26 protein-coding genes, 2 tRNA genes, 1 pseudogene and 1 riboswitch are annotated in these 25,507 nt (G+C 40.9%); of the genes and pseudogenes, 11 read left to right on the plus strand and 18 right to left on the minus strand.

The annotated features are described in order from the left end of the window. Positions 1-77: 77 nt before the first annotated feature. The 3 genes from L655_RS0122790 to orn form a co-directional block, all read right to left on the minus strand. A tRNA-Gly gene (locus tag L655_RS0122790) sits at positions 78-153 on the minus strand. 120 nt (positions 154-273) lie between these two features. Further along, positions 274-349 (minus strand) — tRNA-Gly (locus L655_RS0122795). Positions 350-454: 105 nt separating this feature from the next. After that, a complete protein-coding gene (gene orn, locus L655_RS0122800) occupies positions 455-1,000 on the minus strand; it encodes an oligoribonuclease (protein WP_024606369.1) in 546 nt (181 codons plus the stop codon). Between the two features lie 121 nt (positions 1,001-1,121). Here orn and rsgA point away from each other — a divergent pair, with 121 nt between their 5' ends. Both rsgA and asd read left to right on the plus strand, forming a co-directional pair. Further along, on the plus strand, positions 1,122-2,180 hold the full coding sequence (gene rsgA, locus L655_RS0122805) for a small ribosomal subunit biogenesis GTPase RsgA (protein ID WP_024606370.1): 1,059 nt from the start codon (positions 1,122-1,124) through the stop codon (positions 2,178-2,180). Between the two features lie 15 nt (positions 2,181-2,195). Beyond that, positions 2,196-3,062, plus strand: a complete 867-nt coding sequence (gene asd / locus L655_RS0122810; RefSeq protein ID WP_024606371.1) for an archaetidylserine decarboxylase — start codon at positions 2,196-2,198, stop codon at positions 3,060-3,062. A 147-nt stretch (positions 3,063-3,209) separates the two neighbouring features. Here the strand turns inward: asd and L655_RS0122815 are convergent, their stop codons facing one another. The 8 genes from L655_RS0122815 to L655_RS0122850 all read right to left on the minus strand — a co-directional run bounded on the left by L655_RS0122815 (position 3,210) and on the right by L655_RS0122850 (position 10,919). Then, on the minus strand, positions 3,210-3,959 hold the full coding sequence (locus L655_RS0122815) for a HesA/MoeB/ThiF family protein (protein ID WP_024606372.1): 750 nt from the start codon (positions 3,957-3,959) through the stop codon (positions 3,210-3,212). 35 nt (positions 3,960-3,994) lie between these two features. Continuing rightward, entirely contained in the window at positions 3,995-5,530 is a 1,536-nt protein-coding gene (gene thiE, locus L655_RS0122820) for a thiamine phosphate synthase (protein ID WP_024606373.1), read from the minus strand. A 10-nt stretch (positions 5,531-5,540) separates the two neighbouring features. Further along, positions 5,541-6,332 carry a thiazole synthase gene (locus L655_RS0122825; RefSeq protein ID WP_024606374.1) on the minus strand — a complete coding sequence of 264 codons (792 nt, stop codon included), beginning with the start codon at positions 6,330-6,332 and terminating at the stop codon, positions 5,541-5,543. A 5-nt stretch (positions 6,333-6,337) separates the two neighbouring features. Then, positions 6,338-6,532: a sulfur carrier protein ThiS gene (gene thiS, locus L655_RS0122830; RefSeq protein ID WP_024606375.1), complete on the minus strand. Its 195-nt coding sequence runs from the start codon at positions 6,530-6,532 to the stop codon at positions 6,338-6,340. A gap of 7 nt (positions 6,533-6,539) precedes the next feature. Then, positions 6,540-7,550, minus strand: a complete 1,011-nt coding sequence (locus L655_RS0122835) for an FAD-dependent oxidoreductase (protein WP_024606376.1) — start codon at positions 7,548-7,550, stop codon at positions 6,540-6,542. Positions 7,551-7,678: 128 nt separating this feature from the next. Beyond that, positions 7,679-9,631: a phosphomethylpyrimidine synthase ThiC gene (gene thiC / locus L655_RS0122840; RefSeq protein ID WP_024606377.1), complete on the minus strand. Its 1,953-nt coding sequence runs from the start codon at positions 9,629-9,631 to the stop codon at positions 7,679-7,681. Between the two features lie 142 nt (positions 9,632-9,773). Then, a riboswitch (TPP riboswitch) is annotated at positions 9,774-9,888 on the minus strand. 107 nt (positions 9,889-9,995) lie between these two features. Further along, a complete protein-coding gene (locus L655_RS0122845; protein WP_010555269.1) occupies positions 9,996-10,394 on the minus strand; it encodes an META domain-containing protein in 399 nt (132 codons plus the stop codon). Between the two features lie 126 nt (positions 10,395-10,520). After that, positions 10,521-10,919 (minus strand): acyl-CoA thioesterase, encoded by a 399-nt coding sequence (locus tag L655_RS0122850; RefSeq protein ID WP_010555268.1) that lies wholly within the window; start codon positions 10,917-10,919, stop codon positions 10,521-10,523. 84 nt (positions 10,920-11,003) lie between these two features. On the opposite strand from L655_RS0122850, the gene L655_RS0122855 reads away from it, so the two are divergent. Next, positions 11,004-13,121, plus strand: coding sequence for a TonB-dependent receptor (locus L655_RS0122855; RefSeq protein ID WP_024606378.1), 2,118 nt, complete (start codon positions 11,004-11,006; stop codon positions 13,119-13,121). 387 nt (positions 13,122-13,508) lie between these two features. Here the strand turns inward: L655_RS0122855 and epmA are convergent, their stop codons facing one another. Together epmA and efp are read right to left on the minus strand one after the other, a co-directional pair. Then, the gene (gene epmA / locus L655_RS0122860; protein ID WP_024606379.1) at positions 13,509-14,483 is read right to left on the minus strand and encodes an elongation factor P--(R)-beta-lysine ligase; all 975 of its coding nucleotides are present in this window, start codon (positions 14,481-14,483) and stop codon (positions 13,509-13,511) included. A 56-nt stretch (positions 14,484-14,539) separates the two neighbouring features. Next, a complete protein-coding gene (efp, locus tag L655_RS0122865) occupies positions 14,540-15,106 on the minus strand; it encodes an elongation factor P (protein ID WP_024596699.1) in 567 nt (188 codons plus the stop codon). Between the two features lie 41 nt (positions 15,107-15,147). Between efp and epmB the strand changes: the two genes are divergently transcribed. Then, the gene (gene epmB / locus L655_RS0122870; RefSeq protein WP_024606380.1) at positions 15,148-16,161 is read left to right on the plus strand and encodes an EF-P beta-lysylation protein EpmB; all 1,014 of its coding nucleotides are present in this window, start codon (positions 15,148-15,150) and stop codon (positions 16,159-16,161) included. Here epmB and L655_RS0122875 read toward each other — a convergent pair. Continuing rightward, positions 16,158-16,367 (minus strand): hypothetical protein, encoded by a 210-nt coding sequence (locus L655_RS0122875; protein ID WP_002960797.1) that lies wholly within the window; start codon positions 16,365-16,367, stop codon positions 16,158-16,160. The genes epmB and L655_RS0122875 overlap by 4 nt on opposite strands. Positions 16,368-16,438: 71 nt before the next feature. On the opposite strand from L655_RS0122875, the gene L655_RS0122880 reads away from it, so the two are divergent. Next, on the plus strand, positions 16,439-16,729 hold the full coding sequence (locus tag L655_RS0122880; protein ID WP_002960798.1) for a hypothetical protein: 291 nt from the start codon (positions 16,439-16,441) through the stop codon (positions 16,727-16,729). Between the two features lie 47 nt (positions 16,730-16,776). Here the strand turns inward: L655_RS0122880 and L655_RS0122885 are convergent, their stop codons facing one another. Then, positions 16,777-17,268, minus strand: coding sequence for a DUF3016 domain-containing protein (locus tag L655_RS0122885; protein WP_024606381.1), 492 nt, complete (start codon positions 17,266-17,268; stop codon positions 16,777-16,779). A gap of 275 nt (positions 17,269-17,543) precedes the next feature. On the opposite strand from L655_RS0122885, the gene galE reads away from it, so the two are divergent. After that, on the plus strand, positions 17,544-18,560 hold the full coding sequence (gene galE, locus L655_RS0122890) for a UDP-glucose 4-epimerase GalE (protein ID WP_007585049.1): 1,017 nt from the start codon (positions 17,544-17,546) through the stop codon (positions 18,558-18,560). Between the two features lie 254 nt (positions 18,561-18,814). After that, a complete protein-coding gene (locus L655_RS0122895) occupies positions 18,815-19,798 on the plus strand; it encodes an IS110 family transposase (protein WP_024599096.1) in 984 nt (327 codons plus the stop codon). 175 nt (positions 19,799-19,973) lie between these two features. Here the strand turns inward: L655_RS0122895 and L655_RS0122900 are convergent, their stop codons facing one another. Together L655_RS0122900 and L655_RS0122905 are read right to left on the minus strand one after the other, a co-directional pair. After that, on the minus strand, positions 19,974-20,651 hold the full coding sequence (locus L655_RS0122900) for a Fe2+-dependent dioxygenase (protein ID WP_024606382.1): 678 nt from the start codon (positions 20,649-20,651) through the stop codon (positions 19,974-19,976). Positions 20,652-20,740: 89 nt separating this feature from the next. Continuing rightward, the gene (locus tag L655_RS0122905; protein ID WP_241764543.1) at positions 20,741-20,998 is read right to left on the minus strand and encodes a TonB-dependent receptor; all 258 of its coding nucleotides are present in this window, start codon (positions 20,996-20,998) and stop codon (positions 20,741-20,743) included. A 3-nt stretch (positions 20,999-21,001) separates the two neighbouring features. On the opposite strand from L655_RS0122905, the pseudogene L655_RS0122910 reads away from it, so the two are divergent. The 3 genes and pseudogenes from L655_RS0122910 to L655_RS0122920 all read left to right on the plus strand — a co-directional run. After that, positions 21,002-21,154 (plus strand): annotated as a pseudogene (locus L655_RS0122910) (biopolymer transporter ExbD); the annotation flags it as partial. Position 21,155: 1 nt separating this feature from the next. Beyond that, positions 21,156-21,812: an energy transducer TonB gene (locus L655_RS0122915; protein ID WP_024606384.1), complete on the plus strand. Its 657-nt coding sequence runs from the start codon at positions 21,156-21,158 to the stop codon at positions 21,810-21,812. A gap of 19 nt (positions 21,813-21,831) precedes the next feature. Further along, positions 21,832-23,259, plus strand: a complete 1,428-nt coding sequence (locus L655_RS0122920) for a tetratricopeptide repeat protein (RefSeq protein WP_024596708.1) — start codon at positions 21,832-21,834, stop codon at positions 23,257-23,259. Between the two features lie 340 nt (positions 23,260-23,599). Here the strand turns inward: L655_RS0122920 and zapE are convergent, their stop codons facing one another. Further along, the gene (zapE, locus tag L655_RS0122925; protein WP_024606385.1) at positions 23,600-24,709 is read right to left on the minus strand and encodes a cell division protein ZapE; all 1,110 of its coding nucleotides are present in this window, start codon (positions 24,707-24,709) and stop codon (positions 23,600-23,602) included. Positions 24,710-24,768: 59 nt separating this feature from the next. Here zapE and rsuA point away from each other — a divergent pair, with 59 nt between their 5' ends. Continuing rightward, positions 24,769-25,467: a 16S rRNA pseudouridine(516) synthase RsuA gene (gene rsuA, locus L655_RS0122930; protein ID WP_024596710.1), complete on the plus strand. Its 699-nt coding sequence runs from the start codon at positions 24,769-24,771 to the stop codon at positions 25,465-25,467. Positions 25,468-25,507 lie beyond the last annotated feature (40 nt).

The raw sequence follows: 25,507 nt of genomic DNA on the forward strand, positions 1-25,507 counted from the left end.
CATAGAATAAAGTAGATGAGAGATATTTTAAATTATGATTTTTTAATACAGATAATTTTGAAAGGATATAAAATGATTGGAGCGGTACACGAGGCTCGAACTCGTGACCTCGACCTTGGCAAGGTCGCGCTCTACCAACTGAGCTAGTACCGCATTTTTACTTCTTCAGTTATTTTACGCTTAAGCGCGACAGGTCGCGTTCAACATTCTAGCAACTGAACTAGTACCGCATTATATTTTCATTCAACACTACAATTTCTTTTGGTTAGAAATTGGAGCGGTACACGAGGCTCGAACTCGTGACCTCGACCTTGGCAAGGTCGCGCTCTACCAACTGAGCTAGTACCGCATTGATTGATGGTAATTCAATCACTCAAACACACTAACCCCGCGTGGGTTATCGTCTTGAGCGGGGCAGGATTCTACAATAATCCGATGTGTTTGCAAGTGTTTTTTACAAATTAAAGAAAATTTCTCTATAGACTTTTAATTCCATAATCGAATCTTTAATATCATCCAGAGCAAGATGCGAGCCTTTTTTGTTCACTTTTGCAAGAACTTCTGGTTTCCAGCGACGTGCTAATTCTTTAATAGTACTTACGTCAAGATTTCGGTAATGGAAAAAATCTTCAAGCTCGCGCATATATTTATTCATAAAGCGGCGATCTTGCCCAATTGAATTACCACACATTGGTGATACACCCGCAGGCACCCACTGCTTTAAAAAATCTAAAGTTTGTGCAACGGCATACTCTTCATCGAAAGTACTTGCTTTACAGCGCGCTGTTAAACCTGACTTTCCATGCTGAGTAGTACACCACTCGTCCATACCATTTAGTAATTCATCACTTTGATGAATAGCGATAGTTGGCCCTTCGGCTAATATATTCAAGTCTGCGTCAGTGACAACCGTCGCAATTTCGAGTATTTTATCGGTCTCTGGTTCGAGCCCTGTCATTTCAAGATCGAGCCAAATTAAATTTGATTTATTAATAGTCATAATTACCTAAGCGGTGCTTTCCTTTAGATCCAACGCATTTCGATATATCATATTAGCATCAACCGTCGAGCTAAAGCTTTTTTTAGGAAAAGCGACATTTAATTAAGGTTATAGGCCTCCAGTGGCAAAACAAAAAAAATTAAGTAAAGGCCAATCGCGTCAGATCAAGGCCAATCACCAAAAGCGCATTAATAGCGCAGACTCAAGACCGGCTAAAAAAGGGGCGCAAGAATGGCAAACCGATAACTTAGGTCAGGTCGAGAGCGCAATTGTGATCAGTCGTTTTGGCCAGCACGCCGATGTAGAAACTGAAAATGGCGATGTACTTCGCTGTAATATACGCCGTACCGTGTCTAATTTAGTATGTGGTGATGAAGTATTGTTTCGCCGTGCCAAAGTAAGTGAAGGCGATTTAGCCGGTGTAATTGAAGCCACGCAAGAGCGTCGTTCGCAACTTACCCGCCCTGACTTTTACGACGGTGTAAAAGTTATTGCAGCAAACATTGACCAAATATTAATGGTATCAGCTGTATTACCCGAGTTTACCCCTAGTATTATCGACCGTTATTTAATAGCCTGTGAAGATATGGGTATTGAGCCAATTTTAGTGCTCAATAAAACCGATTTAATTGACGAAGCAGGCCTTAGCGAAATACAAAAAGTTCTCGATATCTATCGTAAACTTGATTACCAAGTACTCCTTGTTAGTAATATATCAGGCGATGGTATTGATAAATTAAAAGAAGTACTTGTTGATAAAAATAATATTTTTGTTGGCCAAAGTGGTGTGGGGAAATCAACCCTCGTTAATACTGTATTGCCTAACGCTGAAATATTAACTAAAGAAGTATCTGAAAACAGCGGCTTAGGCCAGCACACAACAACAGTTTCGCGACTACACCATTTACCAAGTGGCGGTAACCTAATCGACTCGCCAGGAATTCGTGAATTTGGATTATGGCATTTAGATGTTGAGCGTGTAACGTGGTGTTTTAAAGAGTTTAGAGAATTTATAGGCGGGTGCCGCTTTAGAGACTGTAAACATTTAAACGATCCGGGTTGCATAGTTAAAGAAGCTGTAGCCGATGGCAGAATTTCTCAATTGCGCTTTGACAGCTACCACCGAATTTTAGAAACAATGGCCGATGGCCGTGCAGGCGCCCGTGCGCCTCGCGTATAATTTAGGATAAATACTGTGAGTTTAGACAAATTTAAAATCGCAATGCAGTACGCAATGCCAAAACATTTTATTTCACGCGTAGTAGGTAAATTAGCTGCTGCAAAAGCGGGCGCTTTAACAACTACTTTAATTAAACTATTTATTAAGCAATACAAAGTAGACATGAGCGAAGCGCAATACCCAGATCCGGCTCATTATAAAAGCTTTAATGAATTTTTTACTCGTCCTTTAAAAGACGGCATGCGCCCAATGGTAGAAGATAGCAATATCATCACTCAGCCAGTGGATGGCGCAATCAGCCAGCTAGGCGATATTGTTGACGGACAGCTAATACAAGCTAAAGGTCACGATTACAGCTTACAAGCGCTACTAGGCGGCTCACAAGATGACACAACACCATTTTTAGGCGGTAAGTTTGCCACTATTTATTTAGCGCCTAAAGATTACCACCGTATTCATATGCCAATTGATGGCACCCTAAGCAAAATGGTTTACGTGCCAGGAGACTTATTTTCAGTAAATCCACTTACAGCGCAAAACGTGCCTAACTTGTTTGCACGTAACGAACGTGTGGTAGCAATTTTTGAAACTGAAATTGGTCCGCTTGCAATGGTACTTGTTGGCGCAACAATTGTAGCCAGCATAGAAACTATTTGGGCCGGTACTGTCACGCCACCAGCAGGTAGCGATGTATTTAGTTGGAAATACCCAACCACTGGCGATAATGCCATCACGCTTAAAAAGGGTGAAGAAATGGGCCGCTTTAAATTAGGCTCTACTGTGGTACTTGCATGGGGTGCTGATAAAGCGGAAATACTGGACGATCAATTACCTGAAGTGGTTACTCGCTTAGGTACTGCGTTTGCAAAAATTAACGACTAAAGTCAATCGTTAATTAGAAATCAAAAAACCGCGTTTATTTAAACGCGGTTTTTTAATTTTGTAGACCTAGAGCTTGCTCACGTTAAAAGCGTCAGCTTTTGGTTTCTTAACGCCACATGTAATAACAGGCACAAGCCCCTCAAAAACCTATTTACCACACTCTTTACACTCTAAATCTTTAATCACTTTAAAGTGCTGTTGTTTTAAAGTAAGCGCATTAAAGGTTATAAACACACCCCCCTCTGCATGCCCCAGCAATAAATTGAGCGTAAGTTGCGCCTGCATAGAGCCTATTACACCAAGTAGCGGGCTGATAACCCCTGCGTTACTGCAATTTATAACGGGTGTAGCTTCGCTTTGTGGAAAAACACAGCCATAACACGGGCTATTACTTTGCCTAAAGTCAAAGCCCATTAACTGCCCTTTAGTTGCGAGTGCAGCACCAGAAATTAACGGTGTTTTATTAGCAATACAATAACGATTAACACAATAGCGAGTGCTAAAGTTATCAGAGCAATCAAGTACTATGTCAGCCCCTTTTAGCATGTAGGCTGCATTACTCTCATCTAATTTTTTACAATGCGTTACTATTTCTATTTGATTATTAAGACTCGCTAATACTTTACCTGCGGCGGCGACCTTGTTTTGCCCTAAGTGATTTATTTTATAAAGCACTTGGCGCTGTAAATTTGAAAGCTCAACCTCGTCATCGTCAATTAAAATAAGCGTTCCAATACCCGCCGCAGCTAAATACAAAAGTGCTGGGCTACCTAACCCGCCTGCCCCAACAACCGCAACCGTTGAAGTTTTAAGCGTTAATTGCCCTTCAAGCCCTACTTCTTCAAGCAATAAATGGCGGCTGTATCGTAGGGTTTCTTTATCGCTTAGCTCATTCACTTTTACTGACCATATTAAGATTAGCCTTGTTAGTATTAATGTGCACTGCTTATGGCCACTTGCAGAGCGCTTATAGCCTCTACGTAATTATCAGCCTCGGTAATCGCACGCACTACGGCAACACTGCCTACGCCGGTTTTAGTTACCTGCTCAGCACGGCTTAAATCTATACCACCTATTGCTACTGTTGGGTAACTTTGCATAAGTGGTACAAACTTAATGAGCTTTTCAAGACCTTGTATTTGACCTGTCATGTCTTTTGTTGTGGTTGGGTAAATAGCACCAAATGCCATGTAACTAGGGCGATAATTATGCGCACGCAGCATTTCATAAAAACCATGAGTCGAAAGCCCAAGCCTTAACCCAGCGTCTTTAATTGCTGCCAAATTAGCAATCTCTAAATCCTCTTGCCCTAAATGCACACCATACGCACCATGTTTAATAGCTAACTGCCAGTAGTCGTTTATAAATACCTGTGCGTTGTATTGCTTGCCCAGCTCAACAGCTTGCTTAATGAGCCCATCAAGCTCGTCTTGCGTTTTATTTTTAACACGTAACTGCGCTGTTTTAATGCCTTGTTGTAGGCACTTTTCTAACCAATCGGTACTATCTACAACTGCATATAAGCCAAGCGACTTACTTTCGCACGTTGCAAAATCAGCAGCCATATTAAAATCAAGCGGCACATCAAAATCGAGTTCATCACCAAGCCAGCTACCTGGCTCAATCACTTGTGGGTAATCTGCTAAATTAGTGGGAAATGAAGTCTGAGCAACCGGTCCAATTCCCTCGCCGTAGCGTACAGACTGTTTTAGCCCTTGGTTTATATATGCTTTAGCTAAAATAAAGGCGTCTTTTAATGGGTAGTCTTTAGCTAAACACGCAGCTATTACCGAAGCCATGCTACATCCGGTGCCGTGGTTATGCGGTGTTTGTATTTTTTGATTACCAAGCCAATACTCTTCACCATTTTGCGTAAAATTATTTACACAATAATCAATGCAATAACCACTTGGGTAATCCCAATGCCCGCCTTTAATAACAACGGCTTTTGCACCCCAGCTTAATAGCTTATTAGCCGCTTCTTTTATTGCCGCAGGGCCAATTAAATACACACCGGTTAATAACTGTGTTTCGTGGGTGTTTGGGGTTATTACATCCACCAGCGGCAGTAAACATTCTTTAATTGCGCTTACCGTATCTTCTTCTGTTAGTAAGTCACCGCTTGAGGCAATCGCAACAGGGTCATATACAATAATGGGAGGCACTGGCCACTTAGCTTTATAATGACTTATATGTTCACTGATTAACTGAATTTGCTGCACGTTAGCTAACATACCAATTTTTATCACTTTGGCTTTCATGTCTTTTTCAAGCGCTAGTAACTGCGATTCAATAATATCCGTAGACACTGCATTAATAGCCTCCACACCTAAACTATTTTGCGCAGTAAGCGCTGTAATTGCCGTGCAGCCATGCACACCAAAACTTTGCATTGCTTTTATATCAGCTTGAATGCCTGCACCGCCGCCAGAGTCAGAGCCGGCAATTGTCCATACTACGTTATTCATATTTTTTCCTTCACTGCTGATGCCAAAATGGCATCCCCATTGTAGGGGTTGATGGGGCTGCTACGTCTTTTTCCGGCATCGCTTTTGCTTTGTATGCAAAGCGCCCCGCTTCAACTGCGGCTTTAAATGCGCGGCTCATAGTAATTGGGCAACCCGCCCCTGCAATGGCTGAATTTAATAATACCGCATCATACCCCATTTCGAGTGCTTGGCAGGCATGCGATGGCAAACCTAAACCTGCATCGACTATTAATGTGGTATCGGGTAAGCGCTCTCGAATAGTTTTTAAATTATAGCTATTTAACAAGCCTTTGCCTGTACCTATTGGTGCTCCCCACGGCATAAGAACCTCACACCCTAGCTCATTTAAACGCTGGCAAAGTACTAAGTCATCGGTGCAATAAGGCAGTACCTTAAAGCCATCATTAATCAATATTTTTGTCGCTTCAAGTAGCGCAAAAGGATCTGGTTGTAAATTGTAATCATCGCCAATCAGCTCTAGCTTTATCCAATCGGTGGCAAATACCTCTCGGCACATTTTTGCAAGCGTTATCGCTTCTTTAACACTGTGGCACCCTGCGGTATTAGGCAGTATTTTTAAACCTGTATTTTTTATTAACTGCCAAAAGTCATCACCCGCTGCTGCACTTTGTTGGCGTCTTAGCGACACAGTTACTATTTCAGCCCCAGAGGCAACTATCGATTGGGTCATAATATCGGGCGACGGATAAAGCGCAGAGCCTATCAATAAACGACTCTTTATTTGCTCTCCATAAATAGTTAAACAGCCTTTAGTTTGCATGAGCTTTATCCGCCTTGAATGGGCGATAGCAACTCAACACTGTCGCCTTCATTAAGTACATAGTTACTGTGCTGACTTTGTGGAATAAATTCGCTATTAACAGCAACAGCAAAAGGCGCGGCTGCACCAAAACTTTGAAGTACCTCAACGAGCGCTTTGCTATTAACATTAAGTAGCTCGCCATTAATTGTAATGTTCATTTTATTCTCACTCTATTCGTGAAACTGCTTGCGCCACTAATGCCGGCGCCAACATATAACCATGTCGATATAAGCCGTTAATGCTAATTACATTACCAACTTGTGATACTTCTGGGCGGTTATCGCTAAATGCGGGGCGTAATCCAGCTTGAATATTAAGTAGTCGTGCTTCGGCAAACCCGCTATGTACGGTATAAGCGGCTGAAAGTAATTCAAGGGTTGAGCGCACTGTTGCCGCGCCGCTGTCTTGCGATTCGATTTCGGTCGCACCAATTACATATTCATTATTGGGTTTAGGCGCTATATAAATTGGATAACGCGGATGCATTAAACGCACGGGCCTGATTAAACTTACCTCTGGTGCGTATAACCTTGCTACTTCGCCGCGCACACCTCTAAGCGGTTTATCAACTTGAGTATTTTTAGCACCAAGCCCACGGCAATCAATAATGTAATCGAATGGTCGATTATTTATTTTGTTGTCGCTAATGGTTACGCGCTGATTAAATACAAACTTTACTTTGCGTTTGTTGAGCTGTGCAAAGCTGGCTTTATAAAATGCTTGGTTATCTATTTGCCCCTCGCAGGGTAAAAATAAACCTTGATTAAAGCGCCCTGCAAGTTCAGGTTCAAGCTTTGTAATTTGTTGAGCATTTATATGCTCGGCAGTGTGATCAGCTAGCGGTTTTATACGCTGTGCAAAGCTTTGTAAATCGCCTTTGTCCTGTTGGTGCGCAATGACCAAAGTGCCTTGCTGCTGAAAAAAAACCTCACTTTCAAGTTCAGCAATAATACCCGGCCAGCGCTTCATTGAATCAAGGCCCATTAAAGCTAAATCAGCCTCGCACAATACCGACTCTGCAAGCGGGGCAAGCATTGCTGCTGCCACTTTACCTGCGCTATTTTGAGTATGCTCGTCATCTGCTTCAAAAACAGTTACATGGTGCTGTTTGCTCAGCGTAAGGGCAGCTAACCTGCCCGCTAAACCAAACCCAACCACCGCAATGTTATAAGACACGAAAACCTCCAAAGCAGTTATTAGTAATATAAGTAGATGAGAATTTACTTCGCGCCTCTAAAATCAATTAAAAAGCGAGGCATAAAATCTCATCTATCATTTATATCTAACTTCTAGCGATAATTACTTTATACCGCTTTATGGTAAATCTCTGAGCCTGTTTGCTTAAACTCAGCTGACTTAGCTTTCATTTCGGCTTCTACATCAACCATTTTAATTTCAATAGCCTCGCCAGCATCATTTGGATCAATACCTCGTGTTTCTAAATCTTTAGCGTAATCACGCACTTCTTGGCTAATTTTCATAGAGCAAAATTTAGGACCACACATAGAGCAAAAGTGAGCCACTTTGCCTGATTCTTGCGGCAAGGTTTCATCGTGATATTCGCGAGCACGCTCTGGATCTAAACCAATATTAAATTGATCATGCCATCTAAACTCAAAGCGCGCTTTTGATAAGGCGTTATCGCGCTCTTGCGCGCCAGGGTGACCTTTTGCTAAATCAGCGGCATGCGCTGCAATTTTGTAGGTAATTAAGCCTTCTTTAACATCTTCTTTATTTGGCAGACCTAAATGCTCTTTAGGTGTTACATAACAAAGCATTGCACAGCCGTACCATGCTATTTGAGCCGCCCCAATACCCGAGGTAATATGGTCGTACCCTGGTGCAATATCGGTGGTTAACGGACCTAATGTATAAAATGGCGCTTCGTCGCAATGCTTTAATTGCTCATCCATATTGGCTTTAATCATGTGCATTGGCACATGACCTGGGCCTTCAATAAATACCTGTACATCGTGCTTCCACGCAATTTTAGTCAGTTCACCTAATGTGCGTAGCTCACTAAACTGCGCTTCATCGTTAGCATCAGCAATCGAACCAGGGCGAAGTCCATCACCAAGTGAAAAACACACATCGTATTGTTTTAAAATTTCGCAAATGTCTTCAAAGTGCGTGTATAAAAAATTTTCTTTATGATGCGCCAAACACCACTTAGCCATAATTGAGCCACCGCGCGACACAATGCCGGTCACGCGTTTAGCCGTCATTGGTACATAACGAAGTAATACACCGGCGTGAATAGTAAAGTAATCAACGCCCTGCTCGGCTTGCTCTATAAGCGTATCGCGGAAAATTTCCCACGTTAAATCCTCAGCCACACCGTTTACTTTTTCAAGCGCTTGATAAATCGGTACTGTGCCAATAGGGACAGGCGAGTTACGTACAACCCATTCGCGCGTTTCGTGAATGTAGCGTCCCGTTGATAAGTCCATCACGGTGTCTGCACCCCAGCGGGTAGACCACACCATTTTTTCTACTTCTTCTTCAATAGATGAGCTAACCGATGAGTTACCAATGTTGGCGTTAACTTTAACTAAAAAGTTACGCCCTACAATCATAGGTTCGGTTTCTGGGTGGTTTATATTATTTGGTAAAATAGCGCGACCACGGGCTATTTCGTCGCGTACAAACTCTGGGGTAATAAATTCAGGAATACTCGCACCAAACGACTCGCCTTTATGCTGAGCGGCTAGTAATTCTTTACGAATTTCTGCACGTCCCATATTTTCGCGAACGGCTACGTATTCCATTTCAGGAGTAATAATTCCTTGGCGTGCGTAGTGCATTTGCGTTACGTTTTTACCCGCGATACCACGGCGAATTTTTGGAAGGTGATCAAAGCGAATATGATCCAGCCCTTCATCCGCCATGCGTTGCTGCGAAAACTGCGACGTCACTGATTCTAAAACCTCAGTGTCACTACGGCTTTCAATCCACTGTTCACGAAATTTTGGTAAGCCTTTACGCACGTCTAGTTCAAAATTAGGATCGGTATACGGGCCCGACGTATCGTAAACACGAAGCGGATCGTTTGACTCATAAACAGGGTTTTCATCTGTGCCGCCAATAAACGTATCACTTAACGTGATTTCACGCATACCAACGCGCACGCCTGGTTGAGTACCTTCAACGTATACTTTATGAGAATTTGGGAACGGTTGACCCGTTAAGTTATAAATATATTCAGACGCGGCAGCACGAGTTTCTCGGCGTGACGCTTTATTTGTAGTATTTGACATGACTTGCCTCATTGCTTAAGGGTTGTCTTGTCAGATATTCCGAGGAATAGAGAAAGATCGTAAAGTAGCGTACATGCTACTTTGCAGCCTAAAAAAACAAAATCACTTTATTGTGCGCATAAAAAAAGACGCACAAGCGTCCTGATTTAGGCAGCTTGTTCCCTACGCAGGTATTAACCTGATCAGGTTCACGGATCCCGCTTTCGCGATCTCAGCCACAAACTAATTACTTAGCTTTGGCACTCCGACAAGTATTGATATATAAATTCTGTTCATTGATTTGAAGGTATTACCCAACAAATCTGCACTGAGTGTACGTCAGTTAAAAACTGCCCGCAAGGGGCTGTTTTTCAAAAACTTAAAATTATTTAGGGATAAACACAAATGTTTGCTCGCCTTGCATGACTAATTGCTGGTCTTGCATTTTAAGCTCGGCACCTTGCTTTAAGGCTTGTAATAACTGCTGCTCAAACTCATCAAGGTCTTCGCCGCACGACTTGCGCGTCATTCCTAATTTACTTACGGTAAGGTTACTTTCTTCAAGCGAGCCCTCACCAAAAAATTTGTTACAGCCAGCAAAACCGTTTACTTGCAGTGCCTCAATAAAGCTCATTGATGCATTAAACGAAGGTGGAATTGCTAAACCATCAACACGTGATAATTGCCATTGGGTGTATTTAAGCTGCTCACTGGTAACCGTCCCTGTTGATGCGCAACCAACACATAAACCGACTATAAGCATCGGTATTGCTGCTAATTTCATGCTACTACTAACTAATTGTCTAATTAATATAATTGTAACAATATTTATGCCCTTTATCCGTTAAAAATGCATGTTTTAAATGTAAATTTTTGTTCTATGATAGTTTAAAAGTTATACAATTAAGCACTAAGTTGTAGTTTTGAATACGTTATCTATTTGCTCTGGTAAAAACGGCCTACCTTTTTCATTAACGGACGTTCCTATAACCAGTGCATTGAGCATTACTTTTTCATCGCTTTTACGTATAACCGTTTGCTTAAACGCAAATTTTAAACGACTAATACGCTGCGGCTCTACAGCCACATAAAATTCATCCCCAGGTAATAGTGAATGTTTATAGTCCATTTCGCTGCGCATCACGACTAGGTTAATTTTATCTTTCGCTAATTGAGCAAAATCAATACCGTGTGCGTACAAAAATTCATGGCGAGCATGCTCTAAATAATTAAAATAAACACTGTTATTTACGATACCTTGTAAGTCACATTCGTAATCACGTACTTTGAAGTCAACTTTAAAGGTCATATTAGTAATCCTGATTATTTAACGTATAATTGCCGCGTTTATAGCACATGTGTTTAAATAATTGCTACCATACGAGTCCCTAAAATGGAGTTAAGTAACCCAATGAACTTACGTTTGTCTTTAATTACTGCCGCACTTTTACCGCTGCTTGGTGCACCAATTGCAGCTAACGCTGATGATAGCGACCTAGAAAGAATTGTTGTAACCGGCGATTTTCAGCGCGAAAGCATTCAAACTTTAAGCGCGAGTGCGAGCTTATTCAGCGAAGATGAAATTAATCAACGTGGTGCAAGTTACTTAGACGAAATGTTAGGCAGTGCCGCCAATGTAAATTTTGCATCTGGTGCGTCGCGTGGTCGTTACATCCAAATTCGTGGCGTGGGACTTCGCTCACAATTTGTAGACCCTATTAATCCATCTGTAGGCTTAGTAATTGATGGCATTAACTATTCTGGTCTTGGTGGCAGCTCATTATTATTTGATATAGACCAAGTAGAAATTTATCGTGGCCCACAAGGTACACGCTTTGGCGCAGACGGCATGGCGGGTATGATCCAAATGGGTTCAGCTAAAGCCACGAGCGATCCAAGTTTAAAATTACAAGTAGGTGCTGGCACATACAACACACGTGAAGCAGGCATTGCAGCAAGCACAGGCTTAACAGATGACACTAGCGCACGCGTTAGCTACTTTCGCAGAAAGTCAGACGGTTACGTAGATAACTTGTATTTAAATGACGAAACACAAAATCAAGACGAACAAGTAGCCCGCTTTAAAATAAACAGTCAGCTTACAAAGCATTTAAATACTGAGTTAAACCTTCACTATATTGATATAAACAACGGTTACGATGCATTTACGCTTGATAACAGCCGCAATAGTGTTGCCGATGAGCCAGGGCAAGATAATCAAGAAAGCTACGCAATCGGTGTTAATAATACTTACACGGGTTTTGACGCTTTTGATGTAAATCTAAACCTCTCGGCTATCGATACCGAATTACTTTACAGCTTTGACGAAGACTGGGTATGTAACGATACAAGTGAGCCAAAGTTATGTGCTGCAGGCTTACACCCTGATGGATACAGCTCAACCGATCTTTACAGCCGCGATCGCGACGATCAGTCTGTAGATTTACAGTTTAACTCTAAAACAGGTAACTGGGTTGCGGGTATTTATTACCAAAACCGTGACGTTGACTTAGAGCGCCAATACACATGGCTAGCAAGCCCATTTTCTTCAACTTACGAAACGAGTAACGTTGCAGTATATGGTCAAGTAGCTACTCCAATTGGTCCTAAAACAACATTAATTACAGGTTTACGTGTTGAGCAATACCAAGGCGACTACACCGATAGCAATGGCTTTATACAAGATACTGACGACGTAATGGTTGGCGGTAAAATAGCGCTAGAGTATCAGGTAATTGACCGTACGATGATCTACACCAGTATCACGCGTGGCTACAAAGCTGGCGGTATTAACTCAGAAGCACTAGCTAAAGCGAAAGATGAAGGCTTGAACCTAAGCGCTGATTTTTTCCAGCAACACACCAGTTTTGACCCTGAATATTTATGGAGCGGCGAATTTGGTGTTAAAGGCTCATCGCTTGATGACAAATTTACACTTCGCTTAGCTGCATTTTACATGCACCGCGACGATATTCAGTTAAAAGCATGGCAAGTAGAAGGTCAGCAATTTACCGGTTATGTTGATAACGCAAGTTCTGGTAGCAACTACGGACTAGAAATTGAGGGTAGTTACCAACTAACTGATAATCTATTTTTAACGGGTAGTGCTGGTTACTTAAATACTGAAATAGACGACTTTGTAACACAATCAGGCTTAAATCAAGACGGTCGTGAGCAAGCACAGTCACCTAAATACCAGTATGCGTTTACTGCACGTTACAACTTTACTAACGCATTTTACGGCATGGTGGGTATTGAAGGTAAAGACGATTACTACTTCTCTGATAGCCACAACTCACAAGCACCAAGCAGCAACTTAGTTAATTTAAGCTTTGGCTACGAAGCAGACATGTGGGCAGTTCGCGCATGGGCTCGTAACGTGTTTGATGAAACGCTCCCTACACGTGGCTTTGAGTTTGGTAACGATCCGCAAGATGGTTACCAAACGCATACCTATACACAACTCGGTGAGCCTCGTGTAGCAGGTGTTACGTTTACGCTTAATCTGTAAGGCATAATAATTGGCTTTCAACTAAAAGCTTTCAGTAAGCAATAAAAAACACCGCGTTTAAATTAAACGCGGTGTTTTTATATAAGAAGTAAAAATTTGTTGTAGACGTAGAGCTTGCTCACGTGAGAAGCGAAGCTTCTAATTACTTTAAGTTAAGCATAAACGACATATAATCGAACAACTTTTTAAAGCTTCGCTTTAACGCGTCAGCAAGCTGCACGCCTACAGGGTATTTAAAACACCGAGTTCAATTTTATGGCTGTGTTGTAGACGTAGAGCTTGCTCACGTGAGAAGCGAAGCTTATGATTGCTTTAAACTAACCAAATAAAAAGACCTTAAAGCTTCGCTTTAACGCGCCAGCAAGCTGCACGCCTACAGGCTAAGCATTACGCTCTTTGCACATCAAACGCAATTACGTCTTTAATTTTCTCTTTGTTTGTTGCGAGCATTACCAACCTATCAATCCCCAAAGCAACCCCTGCGCACTGTGGTAATCCATGCTCCAGCGCTTTAATTAAACGTGTATCCATTGGTACTTGCTTTAAACCGTTTTCAGCGCGGTATGTGTTATCTTCATTAAAACGTTTAGCTTGCTCACTAGCATTTGTCAATTCGTTGAAGCCGTTAGCCAATTCCATATTTTTGTAATAAAGCTCAAAGCGCCCTGCTACTCGCTCATCGTGTTCACAAATTTGAGCAAGTGCCGCTTGAGAAGCTGGAAAATGATACACAAAACATGGCTTAGCCTGCCCTATTGTTGGCTCTACTTTCATACAAAATAATAATTGCAGTAAGGTATCTTTATGCGTTTCATTTTGGGCTATATCAGCAAACCCCTGCTCACAAGCAAGCTGCCTTAATTGCTCTATATTTGCGGTTAGCGGGTCAAGTCCGAGTGCTTGTTCAAACGCTTGCTGATAGGTAAGTCTAGTTGCAGGCTCGACACCTAAAACAAGCTGCATAAGCTCATCCATTTCATCCATAAGTGCAAATTCATCAAAGCCTGGGCGATACCATTCCAGCATAGTAAATTCAGGATTGTGATGACTACCCGCTTCTTCATTTCTAAATGCTTTACAAAGCTGAAAAATAGCGCCTGAGCCTCCTGCTAACAAACGTTTCATGGCAAACTCTGGAGAAGTTTGTAAAAATAAAGGAAGCCCACCAGCATGCCCTGGACCTACAAATGTGGTATTAAAACTAGCTAAGTGCACATCGGTTACACTGGCAGCACTTAAGCTTGGCGTTTCTACTTCTAAAACATCACGTGTATAAAAAAATTCACGAATGCTACGTAATATCGCTGCGCGTTGCTTTAGTGTTTCAATGCTTGCGCTTGGGGCCCAAAGATCTGCTGACATATTTTCTCCAAAAAAAATCCCAGCGTAAGCTGGGATTTTATAAACAATGTTAAAGCTTACTTAACACGGCTTACGTATTCACCGTTACGAGTGTCTACTTTAATTACTTCGCCAATTTGTACGAATAATGGAACTCGTACTACAGCACCTGTGCTAAGCGTTGCTGGTTTACCACCAGTACCCGCTGTATCGCCTTTAAGGCCAGGATCTGTTTCAGTGATCTCAAGCTCAACAAAGTTAGGTGGTGTAACAGCAATAGGGCTGCCGTTCCATAATGTAATTGTGCATAAATCATTTTCAACTAACCATTTTACTGCATCGCCTAGTGCTTTTTCGTCAGCAGCAATTTGCTCAAATGTTTCGTTGTTCATGAAATGCCAAAATTCGCCGTCTGTGTATAGATACGCTAAATCAGTATCCATTACATCAGCACCTTCAACTGATTCACCCGATTTAAAGGTTTTTTCAAGCACCTTACCAGAGATAAGTTTACGGATACGAACACGGTTAAACGCCTGGCCTTTACCAGGTTTTACCATTTCATTTTCTAAGATACTGCAAGGCTCGCCGTCCATCATAATTTTTAGGCCGCCCTTGAACTCGTTGGTGCTATAATTCGCCATCGTTTCCTCTATTTATATTTTTTCGAGTAATCTACATGCCAATGATACAAAGAAATGAAGCAAATTTGCATAAAAACTGGCAAAAAGAATTAGCAAATGTAGTTACCTGCCCAAAAACCTTGCTTGAAATGGTCGGTTTATCGAGCCAAGTCCATGAAAACGACCTAAAAGCCCGTAGTTTATTTCCAGTACGTGTGCCTATCCCTTTTATAAAAAAAATACGCAAAGGCGATCCAAACGATCCTCTTTTGCTACAAGTTATGCCACGCCATCAAGAATTTTTGACTAAATCGGGTTTTAATAAAGATCCCCTACTTGAGCAAGATAACGACCAACCAGGCCTTTTACATAAGTACAAATCGCGTGTTTTGGTGATGTTTAAAACCGGCTGTGCTGTAAATTGTCGTTACTGCTTTAGAAGGCATTTTCCGTATCAAGAAAACCAGCTTAATAAAAAAAGCCTGCTTGAAACACTAAGCTACATAAAATCTGATGCCAATATAAACGAAGTGATTTTAAGTGGTGGCGATCCGCTCATGGCCAAAGACGATGCAATAAGTTGGTTTTTAGATGAGCTTGAGCAATTACCACAAATTAAACGAATGCGAATTCATAGTCGTTTACCAGTAGTTATACCCACGCGGGTAACCGATGAGCTATGTGAGCGATTAGCAAAATCGCCATTAAAAATTATTTTTATTAATCACATAAACCACGCCAACGAAATAGACGCTGACTTTAAAGCAGCTATGCAAAAGCTTAAACAAGCAAACGTAACGCTTTTAAACCAAGCTGTAATTTTAAAAGATGTGAACGATACGCTCAATGCGCAAATAAATTTAAGCGAAGCGTTATTTGACGCAGACGTATTACCGTATTATTTGTATTTGCTCGATAAAGTTGAAGGGGCCAGCCACTTTGATATTAACGAAGAAGACGCTATAAAAATAATGGCAGAGCTATTAAAAGCCCTGCCTGGATTTTTAGTGCCTAAATTAGTGAGAGAAATAGGTGGTCAAAAAAGCAAAACACCTATCGATCTTAAGCTAATTTAAACATATATATTTACGTTGTTACCCAATGATGCAGTTACCGACTTAGCCGGTGTTTGTGCACTTGACGATTGTGCAGCACCTTCAATAAGTGCAAGTGCTGCTGCGCCATCTGCTAGTTGCTGCTTTTTAGATAAAGCAGCGCTATAAAGCTCACTGCCTTGGCCTGAGCCAGAAACAGCGGGTAAACTTGTGCCTGATATATTCATATAACAAACCTGACTTTTAAATGTAATCCAAGTATTATGTCGGCCATGCAGTACAAAGCTTTAGGAAAACCATGGATTCAATTATTGAACAACTCAATACTAATTTAAAAATTGTTTATCGTCAGGCGCTTGATGCCGACAAAAAACTCGATGAACTACAACAGCAAGGCCATGGCAAATTTAAAGCCTTATTTGCACAAGATGCTGGTTTTAGCTTTGAAGCTAAACGTTTTAAGCCTTACGTACTCGACGTAGCCGCTGACGTTGAAAGCTTATCTAACGATGGTTTTGATGAAGAAAAACTTAAAACAACCGTTATTAAGTTACAACAAATACTCACGCTGTTAGCTACTTTTAAGTAAAGCTTAAAAATAAAAATGCCGCTATTTAGCGGCATTTTTATTTTAAGTTAATCTAAACTTGGTAATATTTGCTCACCAAACCATTCTGTTAATAAGCGTTTTTCGTAATATAGTGATTCGTCGCGGCCCATTTTAATTTTATCCATAAAGCCCATATCTTTGAGCTCCACATCAGTATCTTTACTAAGCACGGTACCGTCGTTATCGGTTAACGAATAATTAAGCTTAATGCGTGGAAAGTATATTGGTTTTACTACACGAATTTCCTCCATACCACCATAACGCACATCTCCCGCTAAATCTAAATCAGTAAACTCTACGTTTAACTTATAATCTTTTGGTAGTTGCTCAGCTAATTTAGACATATGTTTTTCAAAACTTGCCGCAATACTTTTGTGATACGAGCCCTTAGCTTGGTTAGACGCTCGCACATCACGATAATCATTAAAGTCATTCCATTTAACAACAGACTCACCAGCATGGGCAAGCGCAGGTAATGCGATACACATTGTTGTTGCTATTTTTTTAACTAAATTCATATCTTTCTCCAAAGAGGTAACCAATCACAAAAGTGTGGATTGGAGTAAACCTAAAATAGCTATTACTAGAGCTATTTTAGCACTTGTTTATTAACTATAACTTAATCTTACGAATCAAGTGTTACTTGTTTTGCACAAAATGTAATCAAAAATATTTTATGTGCTGATATCAAAAAAATACGATTAAAATCATATAAATTACAGATAAAGCATGTAAATCACCTCTATTTATGGTGAAATTAACTCAATTGATAAAAGGTACCCACGGAGCTTTCATGACTATTTTAGTAACCGGTGGCGCTGGCTATATTGGCTCGCACACTGTTTTAGAACTTTTACAGCAAGGTAACGATGTTGTTGTTATTGATAATTTAAGTAACTCATCACAAGAATCACTTGCGCGCGTAAAGAATATTACAGGCAAAGAGGCCACTTTTTACCAAGGCGATATTCTCGATAAATTCTTTTTAGATTCAGTATTTGCAAAACACACGGTTGATAGTGTTATACATTTTGCGGGCTTAAAATCAGTAGGCGAGTCGGTTGCAAAGCCCATTGAGTACTATCAAAACAATGTACAAGGTACGCTTACGCTTGTTGATGCAATGCGCGACGCAGGTGTATTTAAATTAGTATTTAGCTCGTCAGCTACGGTATACGGCGACCCTGCTAGCTTACCAATTAAAGAAGATTTCCCTGTAGGCGGTACTACTAACCCTTACGGCACATCTAAGCTGATGGTTGAGATGATGCTACAAGATATCGCTAAATCAGATGAGCGCTTTGCGTTTGCTATTTTGCGTTACTTTAACCCAGTGGGTGCACATGAGTCGGGCTTAATTGGTGAAGATCCTAATGGTATTCCAAACAATCTTTTACCGTTTATCGCACAAGTAGCGGTAGGTAAATTAAAGCAACTCGCTGTATTTGGAGATGACTACGACACAGTTGATGGCACTGGTGTGCGCGACTATATACATGTTGTAGATTTAGCGATTGGCCATTTAAAAGCGCTTGATAAAATTGCCAGCAGTACGGGTGCATTAGTTTATAACCTAGGTACTGGTAATGGTTACTCTGTACTACAAATGGTTAATGCATTTATTAAAGCAAGCGATCAGGCTGTACCCTATCAGGTTTCACCTCGCCGCCCTGGTGATATTGCAGCGTGTTATGCAGCGCCAGAAAAAGCACTTAATGAACTTGGCTGGGAAGCAGTGCGCGGTATTGATGAAATGATGCAAGATACCTGGCGCTGGCAGTCAAATAACCCTAACGGTTATAAAGGTTAAGCAAAAACGGCAAGTGAGCAAATATAGAAATTACGAGCTTCGCTCGTTACGCCAGCAAGCTGCGCGTCTTGTATCTCTCATTGATAAATGATTAGCTATCATTTATCACATCGAAGTCAGTGAGCTTGCCTGTGCGTCTTGTATTTAATACTGCTCCGTAGATAAGGCCCTGACTTTCTATTCTCAGAAACTGAATGGTATCCAAGCACACTTTTTTTAAGTAGATGCTGTATGTACAAGGGGAGTAAGTAGAGATGATGTTTATCGGCATTGATATTAGTAAAGAGAAGATTGATTTATCGTGGTTGAGAGACCAGCTTACAAACAAAATTAAAACAAAAGTCTTTAAAAACAAGCATCAAGACTTTTTAGCAATAGAAAAATGGCTTTTAAATACAACTAAAAGCGCTGCTAATGAGCTCGTTATCACCCTCGAACCAACGGGTGTTTATCATGAAGCACTGATGTATTTTTTACACGAGCAAGGCTTTAATATTATTTTAGCGAATCCCGGTAAAGCTAAAAAGTATGCAGACGCTTTAAACATAATTCATAAAACAGACAAATCTGATGCAACGATGCTTGCTCATTACGGCTGTGCTAAGCACGCAGTCGTTAGTTATTGGCAACCTGATGCATTAGAAGTTAGAGAGCTTAAAGCCCTTATCCGTCGTTTAGATGCGCTTGAGAGTAACCGACAACGAGAAGCTAACCGATTAGAAGCAAGTGAATTCAGCAACGTTTCCGCGCGTGTTTGCCAATCGATAAAAGTAACTATCGCGTTTTTAGATGACGAAATTAAACAGCTTAAATCTGACATTGATAACCACATAGATAATGAACCTGATTTAAAAAGAAACAGGAAACTACTTGAGTCTATCCCTGGCATAGGGCCCGTATTATCGAGAGAGCTGACGTATTTATTTGCGGCTAAAAAATTTAATAAAGCCAAAGAAGCGGCGGCTTATTGTGGATTAATTCCACGGCATAATGAATCGGGTAAATTAAAAGGGCGAACATCAATCAGTAAACTTGGGCCAGCCAGAATTCGATGTAAACTTTATATGGCGGCCATTGTTGCAGGGCAATGGAATAAAACAATAAAACGACATAAGTTAACGTTAATAAATAATGGTAAAACACCGATGCAAGCTGTGTGTGCAAATATGCGAAAGCTCATTCATATATGTTTTGGTGTAATAAAAAACCAAGAAGCGTTTAAGCTCCAAGAAAGTTAAATACGACCTTGAAGCTTAAAATGAGAGATGGTATCTACAGGTAATTTAACCACAGCGTTAAGTTTTGACTGTAGGCGTTGAGCTTGCTCACGCGAAAAGCGCAGCTTTTAATTACTTATATTTAAATACTTATATTTAAATACTTATATCCAGTATTTAATAACGAGTATATTCGTTATGTCTGTGCCCACTGTCTTAGTAAGTTATGGTACACACCTGTTAATTGAATAATCTCTGGGCTATCTTCTACTTTGCTGCGCAAACTTTGAATCGACATATCTAAATCAAATAACAAACCACGTTTTTCGTCGCTGTTTACCATGCTTTGCAGCCAAAAAAATGAGGCTAATCTGCGCCCACTCGTTACAGGCATTACACGATGTAAACTCGTTGAAGGGTACAACACCATACTGCCTGCTGGGAGCTTTACGCTATGTGAGCCATAAGTGTCTTCAATAACAAGCTCACCCTCATAGTCTTCAGGGTCATTAATAAATAACGTCATTGATACATCTGTACGAATTTTTACTGGCGTACCCGGCACTTGTCTAATTGCATTATCTACATGCACACCAAACGATTGCCCGCCTTGATAGCAATTAAATAACGGAGGAAAAATTTTTGCAGGAAGCGCAGCGGACATAAACAAATTACTACGCGCAAGTGCTGCCATAATAATATCGCCAAGCTCTTGGCATTCAGGACTATTTTCAGGTAGCTGTAAGTTATTTTTTGCTTTGGTTGATTGATGACCTGCGGTAATACTGCCATCGGCCCACTGCGCTTTAAGCAAAACCTCATGGCAATACGCCACTTCTTCTTTCGTTAATAGCTCTGGAATTTTAACTATCATGTGCGCCCTCTCACATTTTCATCAAATAATTAAGGGCAGGTAATAGGCCTGCCCTTATGCTTACTTTTATTTTTTAATTTGTTTTAAAATTAAAAAGAGTAGCTCGCTGTTAAACTAAACTTACGACCATCACCTGGTACAAAGTGTCCACCACCTAACTGATCAACGTAATCTTTATCACCTAGGTTTTCACCATTAAGCTGCAGGCTCAAATCTTTTGATATGTCATACGCAACCATCAGGTCAAAAATAGTATAACCTGGCGCACGAGAGCGTGTTGACGTAGTGCCGTTGTAACGCTCACCTACATACTGCGCACCTAAACCAAACGATAACTTATCCGACATATCGTACGTAGTAGTGTCGAGCAAATGTTAAAACAGCAACAACGCCCTGTGGTTATTCAAGCTGATAAAACAGTACCTACTGAGTTACTTGTTCAAGTAATTGACGAAGCAAAGCTGGCAGGCGCAGCGCAAGTTAACTTAGCTACGAAACAATAATATGCAGACGATTAACCCGCTTCAAAAAACAAAGAATAATCGCCATCCGCTGTTTGCATTTGGCCTTAGCCTCATTGTACTTAGTGCTGCATTACTGCTTTTATGGCTTGGGCAACTTGCAGAACATCATATGCAAGACAAAGTGGTTGTTCGTGAGATTGCCATGGTGGCACTGCCACCTCCCCCTCCTCCATCAATATCACAACAGCAAACAAGTGAGCCAATGCAAAGCTTAGCGGTAGAAGGTGCAGGCGCGTCAATTCAAGCCGTAAAAATTAAGATAAAGAGTGATTTAAGTATTGTAAAACCCGATACACCCAACGTAAAAGTAAGCGCGCCACAATGGCAATCAATGAGTGTAAATTGGGATGCATTTAGCTTAAATCAACTCGATGGTCTCCCCACTTTACTTACTCCTGTCAAGGCCGTTTTACCAAAAAGCTTAACCCGCCGAGGTGTTGATGTATTTACTGTAAAACTCGATGTATTTATTGATGAAAGTGGCAAGTTAAGTTTAATTGAGGTAGTACAAAACCCATACCCTGAACTTAAACCAGCTATCGACAAAATTATTAAACAAAGCCGCTTTAGTGCACCTAAAAAAGAAGGTGAAACCGTACGCGCTCGCTTTATTTGGCCAATCGAATTTAAACCTTAAGCCTATTAAAATGAAAAATATGAATATATTTAAAACGCTAAAACCATTAACTCGCGCAGTTATCACTACTTTAATGTGCTCACTCCCTTTATTAGGTGTAAGTAGCGTGCATGCAAGCGCTGCTAGTACGCCATTGAAAAGTGCGCCACTAAAAGTAACCTTATCACCTAGCGATCCAACATGGCAGTTGGCTATAAATAATAAATTACTAGGCCCTACAGAGGTTCTTATTGAGCCGACCGAGCGCGGTTTTGCTCGCCAAGTACAACCACTATTACAAGCCGGTAATTACAGTGAAGTTGCGGCGCTATTTAAAGGCCGAGATATAAGCCAAGATAGCACTGCTTTAAACTTATTACGTGCACAAGTACTGCTTTCAACAAAAGACTTTAATAACGCTGAACTAGCTTACCTAGCGTGTTTAAAAGCTTCACCTGATTTAGTAAAAGCACACCAAGGTTTGAGCCTTTTATATATGCAACAAGCAAAGTATGACAAAGCACAAACACACCTAGTTCACAGTATTGAACTAGGCCAAGCTGACGCACAAAGTTATGCGCAACTTGCTTATATACACGTGCAGCATAGCCAACCTTGGAGCGCAGTAGCGGCGTACCGCCAGGCGCTTATGCTAGCGCCAGAAACAAGCCAATATCAACAAGGTCTATTGTTTGCGTTAATTGAATCGGGTGATTTAAGTCAGGCAAGTGCATTACTAAAAGAATTACTTAATAAAAGCCCTGATAAAGCTGAACTTTGGCTGCAACGTGCGCAAATAGCGTTACAACTTGATCAAAAAAAGCAAGCGCTAGCTGCTATTGAAGTAGCCCTAAAACTCAACCCTAAAGATGCCAGTAATCAGCTTTTAGCAGCCCAGCTGCATTTAACTGAAGGCAGCACTGAACGCGCAGTGAGTTTATTAAAGCAAGGTTTAAAACACGCCACTAAACAGCAGCAAGTTGAGGTTATTAATACCACGATGCAAACTTTAGGCTGGCTTGTATCTCAACAAAAATGGGATTTAGCTAAAGAGCTAATAGGCAGCGCAAAAAGATTAACTAAGCAGCTACCCCGTGATGAACAAGCGCAGTTTTCTGTATACAGCGCACAAATTTCTATGCAACAAGGTAATACTAAACGTGCTCTTAAAAGCTTAAATAATGCACTTAAAATAAATCCGAATTTAGGTGATGCCCTACTTAGTTTAGCGAGTATATATCGTAGTAAAGGCCAACTTACCCAAGCTAAACTTATGTATGTTCGTGCACAAGCTCTACCTGATTACCAACTATCGGCGTGGCTTGGATTATCGCAAATAGCGATTGATTCTAAAGACTACCCGAGTGCGCTAAAGCATCTTAGAAAAGCATTACAAGCCAACCCACAACGCCAGGACTTAATTACTAATATTCGCGCCCTTGAGAATATAGTGCGCCAAGAAGGGTAAGTTTAACACCGTGGTTAAATTTACTTGTATAAGCACAGCTTGCTGGCTGTGACGAGCAAAGCTCGTAATTTCTATGCTTTGATGTTTTCTCATTTACCCCTCTTTGTGCAATAAGGTTTTAAGTAATTTATTCACAAAGAGGTTTAGAGGGCGCTGCGCTTTCCCCCTGTGTCAGATCTTGTCTGAACTAATACAAATTACTATTGTTTTATGTCTTCTCATTTACTCCTCTTTTACTTCTCTTTGTGCAATAAGATCTTAAGTGATTTATTCACAAAGAGGTTTAGAGGGCGCTTCGCTTTTCGCGTGAGCAAGCTTGTTTACAATATATATTAAAGCGTTACCAATTTTGCATTTCGACTATACGTGATTGCGTGCGCGCATATTCAAAGCTCAACTTTTTACCTTTATACAAATGTTCAATGTCGGTTTGCGCATTTATCACCAGCAATTTATGGCAATCGTAAAACTCATCGACTAAGGCAATGAAGCGCCGTGCTTCGTCGTCAAAAGTGTGCTCATCAAGCGTTTGTTTTTCGCGTTGGTAACTATCTTCTATACCGTGAACAATAACTTTACCCGTTGCTTTAACACCCATTTGCGGCACGTTCGATACATATAACACATCAAATTGCGTTGCTAAAAACATATAGTCGTTAGCACTACGAGGGCCTGAGCATAGCGCCATAAAATCAATCATCAAGGCATTATTGGCTCTTAATAAATAGGGTAAGTCACGCCCATGCACAGTAATTGTATTGCTACATGTTACAACCGGATACGAAGCTAAAAACTTACTTTCAAAATCGTGATTTGATAAATTAATAAAATAGTGACGACTGTTTTTACCATATCTAAAGCGGTGATCGTCCTCCCCTGCCACGTTAATTATATGGCAATGGTTATTAATTAAATCGATAGTAGGTAAAAATCGCGCCCGTTGCAGGCCGTTGTAGTAAAGCTGCTCTGGCTTTGCGTTCGATGTGGCCACCAGCACAACACCTTGTTCAAACAACGCATTGAACAATCTGGCCATAATCATGGCATCGCCAATGTCGCTCACAAAAAACTCGTCAAAACACAGTATTCGAATATTTTTAGCCCACTGTTTTGCAATTAGAATAAGTGGATTTTTTTGACCTTGTAGCTGCGAAAGTTGGGTATGCACTTGTGCTATAAAATGATGAAAATGCAGTCGCTGCTTTTGCTCAATAGATAGGTTTTTATAAAATAAATCCATTAACATGGATTTACCACGCCCTACAGGTCCATATAAATAAATGCCTTTTATTAAGGGCGCTTTTTGCCACCATGATGTGTGAGCTTGAAGTTGCTCGCTTAGCGTATTTAAAGCTTCCACCGCATTTTGCTGCGCTGCATCAAAACACAGTTCTCCCGTGTCTATTTTTCCTTGGTAAAGGCTTAAAATTTGTGTGCTGTGCACTGTCATGGTATTTCACTATCGGCTATAATCGCGCCCATTGTAGCCGACTAAAAATGTGAACCAAAATGAAATTCCCTTGCCGCTTAGATAAATTTATTAGCCACTTAGCTGAAATACCGCGCACGCAAGCTCGCGCTAGTATTAAGCGAAAAGAAGTAAGCGTGAATGGCGAAGTAATCACATCACATAATTTTCAGCTAGCCCAGCAAGATGAAGTTCTGCACCAAGGTACGCCTTTGGTATTTTTAGGTAAGCGCTATTACATGCTAAATAAACCTGTTGGCTATGTATGCGCTAACAGCGATGAGCTTCATAAAACCGTTTTTGACTTACTTGATGAGCCAAATATGAGCGATTTTCACGTGGCAGGTCGTCTTGATATAGATACCACCGGGTTAGTTATTATTACTAATGATGGCGATTGGTCACATAAAATTACGTCGCCTAAAAGCAATAAATTTAAAACCTACCTAGTCGAAACTCAAGAGCCTATTACCGATGAAGCACTTGAGCAATTACGTACAGGTGTCATGCTGCATAACGAAAAAGAATTAACCCGCCCAGCTATTGCCGAACGACTTGCTAATTACGGACTGCGTTTATCAATAAGTGAAGGTAAGTATCATCAAGTTAAGCGTATGCTTTACGCGGTAGATAACAAAGTGGTTGAGTTACATCGCGAGCAGATTGCGGGAATTACCCTAGATGAAAACTTGGCCAGTGGTGAATATCGATTATTAACACCCGAAGAAATTAAGTTATAAAAGCGCTTTAAAGGAGCTAAGGATTGGACTATTAGTTAAA

The sequence above is a fragment of the Pseudoalteromonas sp. TAE79 genome (genome assembly GCF_000498015.1).
Classification (GTDB): domain Bacteria; phylum Pseudomonadota; class Gammaproteobacteria; order Enterobacterales; family Alteromonadaceae; genus Pseudoalteromonas.

Excerpts from the sequence above, each read along its gene's own strand:
- orn (WP_024606369.1), bottom strand. The coding sequence starts at position 1,000 with ATGACTATTAATAAATCAAATTTAATTTGGCTCGATCTTGAAATGACA.
- thiE (WP_024606373.1), bottom strand. The coding sequence starts at position 5,530 with ATGAATAACGTAGTATGGACAATTGCCGGCTCTGACTCTGGCGGCGGT.
- L655_RS0122825 (WP_024606374.1), bottom strand. The coding sequence starts at position 6,332 with ATGCAAACTAAAGGCTGTTTAACTATTTATGGAGAGCAAATAAAGAGT.
- thiS (WP_024606375.1), bottom strand. The coding sequence starts at position 6,532 with ATGAACATTACAATTAATGGCGAGCTACTTAATGTTAATAGCAAAGCG.
- thiC (WP_024606377.1), bottom strand. The coding sequence starts at position 9,631 with ATGTCAAATACTACAAATAAAGCGTCACGCCGAGAAACTCGTGCTGCC.
- L655_RS0122845 (WP_010555269.1), bottom strand. The coding sequence starts at position 10,394 with ATGAAATTAGCAGCAATACCGATGCTTATAGTCGGTTTATGTGTTGGT.
- L655_RS0122850 (WP_010555268.1), bottom strand. The coding sequence starts at position 10,919 with ATGACCTTTAAAGTTGACTTCAAAGTACGTGATTACGAATGTGACTTA.
- L655_RS0122855 (WP_024606378.1), top strand. The coding sequence starts at position 11,004 with ATGGAGTTAAGTAACCCAATGAACTTACGTTTGTCTTTAATTACTGCC.
- epmA (WP_024606379.1), bottom strand. The coding sequence starts at position 14,483 with ATGTCAGCAGATCTTTGGGCCCCAAGCGCAAGCATTGAAACACTAAAG.
- efp (WP_024596699.1), bottom strand. The coding sequence starts at position 15,106 with ATGGCGAATTATAGCACCAACGAGTTCAAGGGCGGCCTAAAAATTATG.
- epmB (WP_024606380.1), top strand. The coding sequence starts at position 15,148 with ATGATACAAAGAAATGAAGCAAATTTGCATAAAAACTGGCAAAAAGAA.
- L655_RS0122875 (WP_002960797.1), bottom strand. The coding sequence starts at position 16,367 with ATGAATATATCAGGCACAAGTTTACCCGCTGTTTCTGGCTCAGGCCAA.
- L655_RS0122880 (WP_002960798.1), top strand. The coding sequence starts at position 16,439 with ATGGATTCAATTATTGAACAACTCAATACTAATTTAAAAATTGTTTAT.
- L655_RS0122885 (WP_024606381.1), bottom strand. The coding sequence starts at position 17,268 with ATGAATTTAGTTAAAAAAATAGCAACAACAATGTGTATCGCATTACCT.
- galE (WP_007585049.1), top strand. The coding sequence starts at position 17,544 with ATGACTATTTTAGTAACCGGTGGCGCTGGCTATATTGGCTCGCACACT.
- L655_RS0122895 (WP_024599096.1), top strand. The coding sequence starts at position 18,815 with ATGATGTTTATCGGCATTGATATTAGTAAAGAGAAGATTGATTTATCG.
- L655_RS0122900 (WP_024606382.1), bottom strand. The coding sequence starts at position 20,651 with ATGATAGTTAAAATTCCAGAGCTATTAACGAAAGAAGAAGTGGCGTAT.
- L655_RS0122905 (WP_241764543.1), bottom strand. The coding sequence starts at position 20,998 with ATGTCGGATAAGTTATCGTTTGGTTTAGGTGCGCAGTATGTAGGTGAG.
- L655_RS0122915 (WP_024606384.1), top strand. The coding sequence starts at position 21,156 with ATGCAGACGATTAACCCGCTTCAAAAAACAAAGAATAATCGCCATCCG.
- L655_RS0122920 (WP_024596708.1), top strand. The coding sequence starts at position 21,832 with ATGAATATATTTAAAACGCTAAAACCATTAACTCGCGCAGTTATCACT.
- zapE (WP_024606385.1), bottom strand. The coding sequence starts at position 24,709 with ATGACAGTGCACAGCACACAAATTTTAAGCCTTTACCAAGGAAAAATA.
- rsuA (WP_024596710.1), top strand. The coding sequence starts at position 24,769 with ATGAAATTCCCTTGCCGCTTAGATAAATTTATTAGCCACTTAGCTGAA.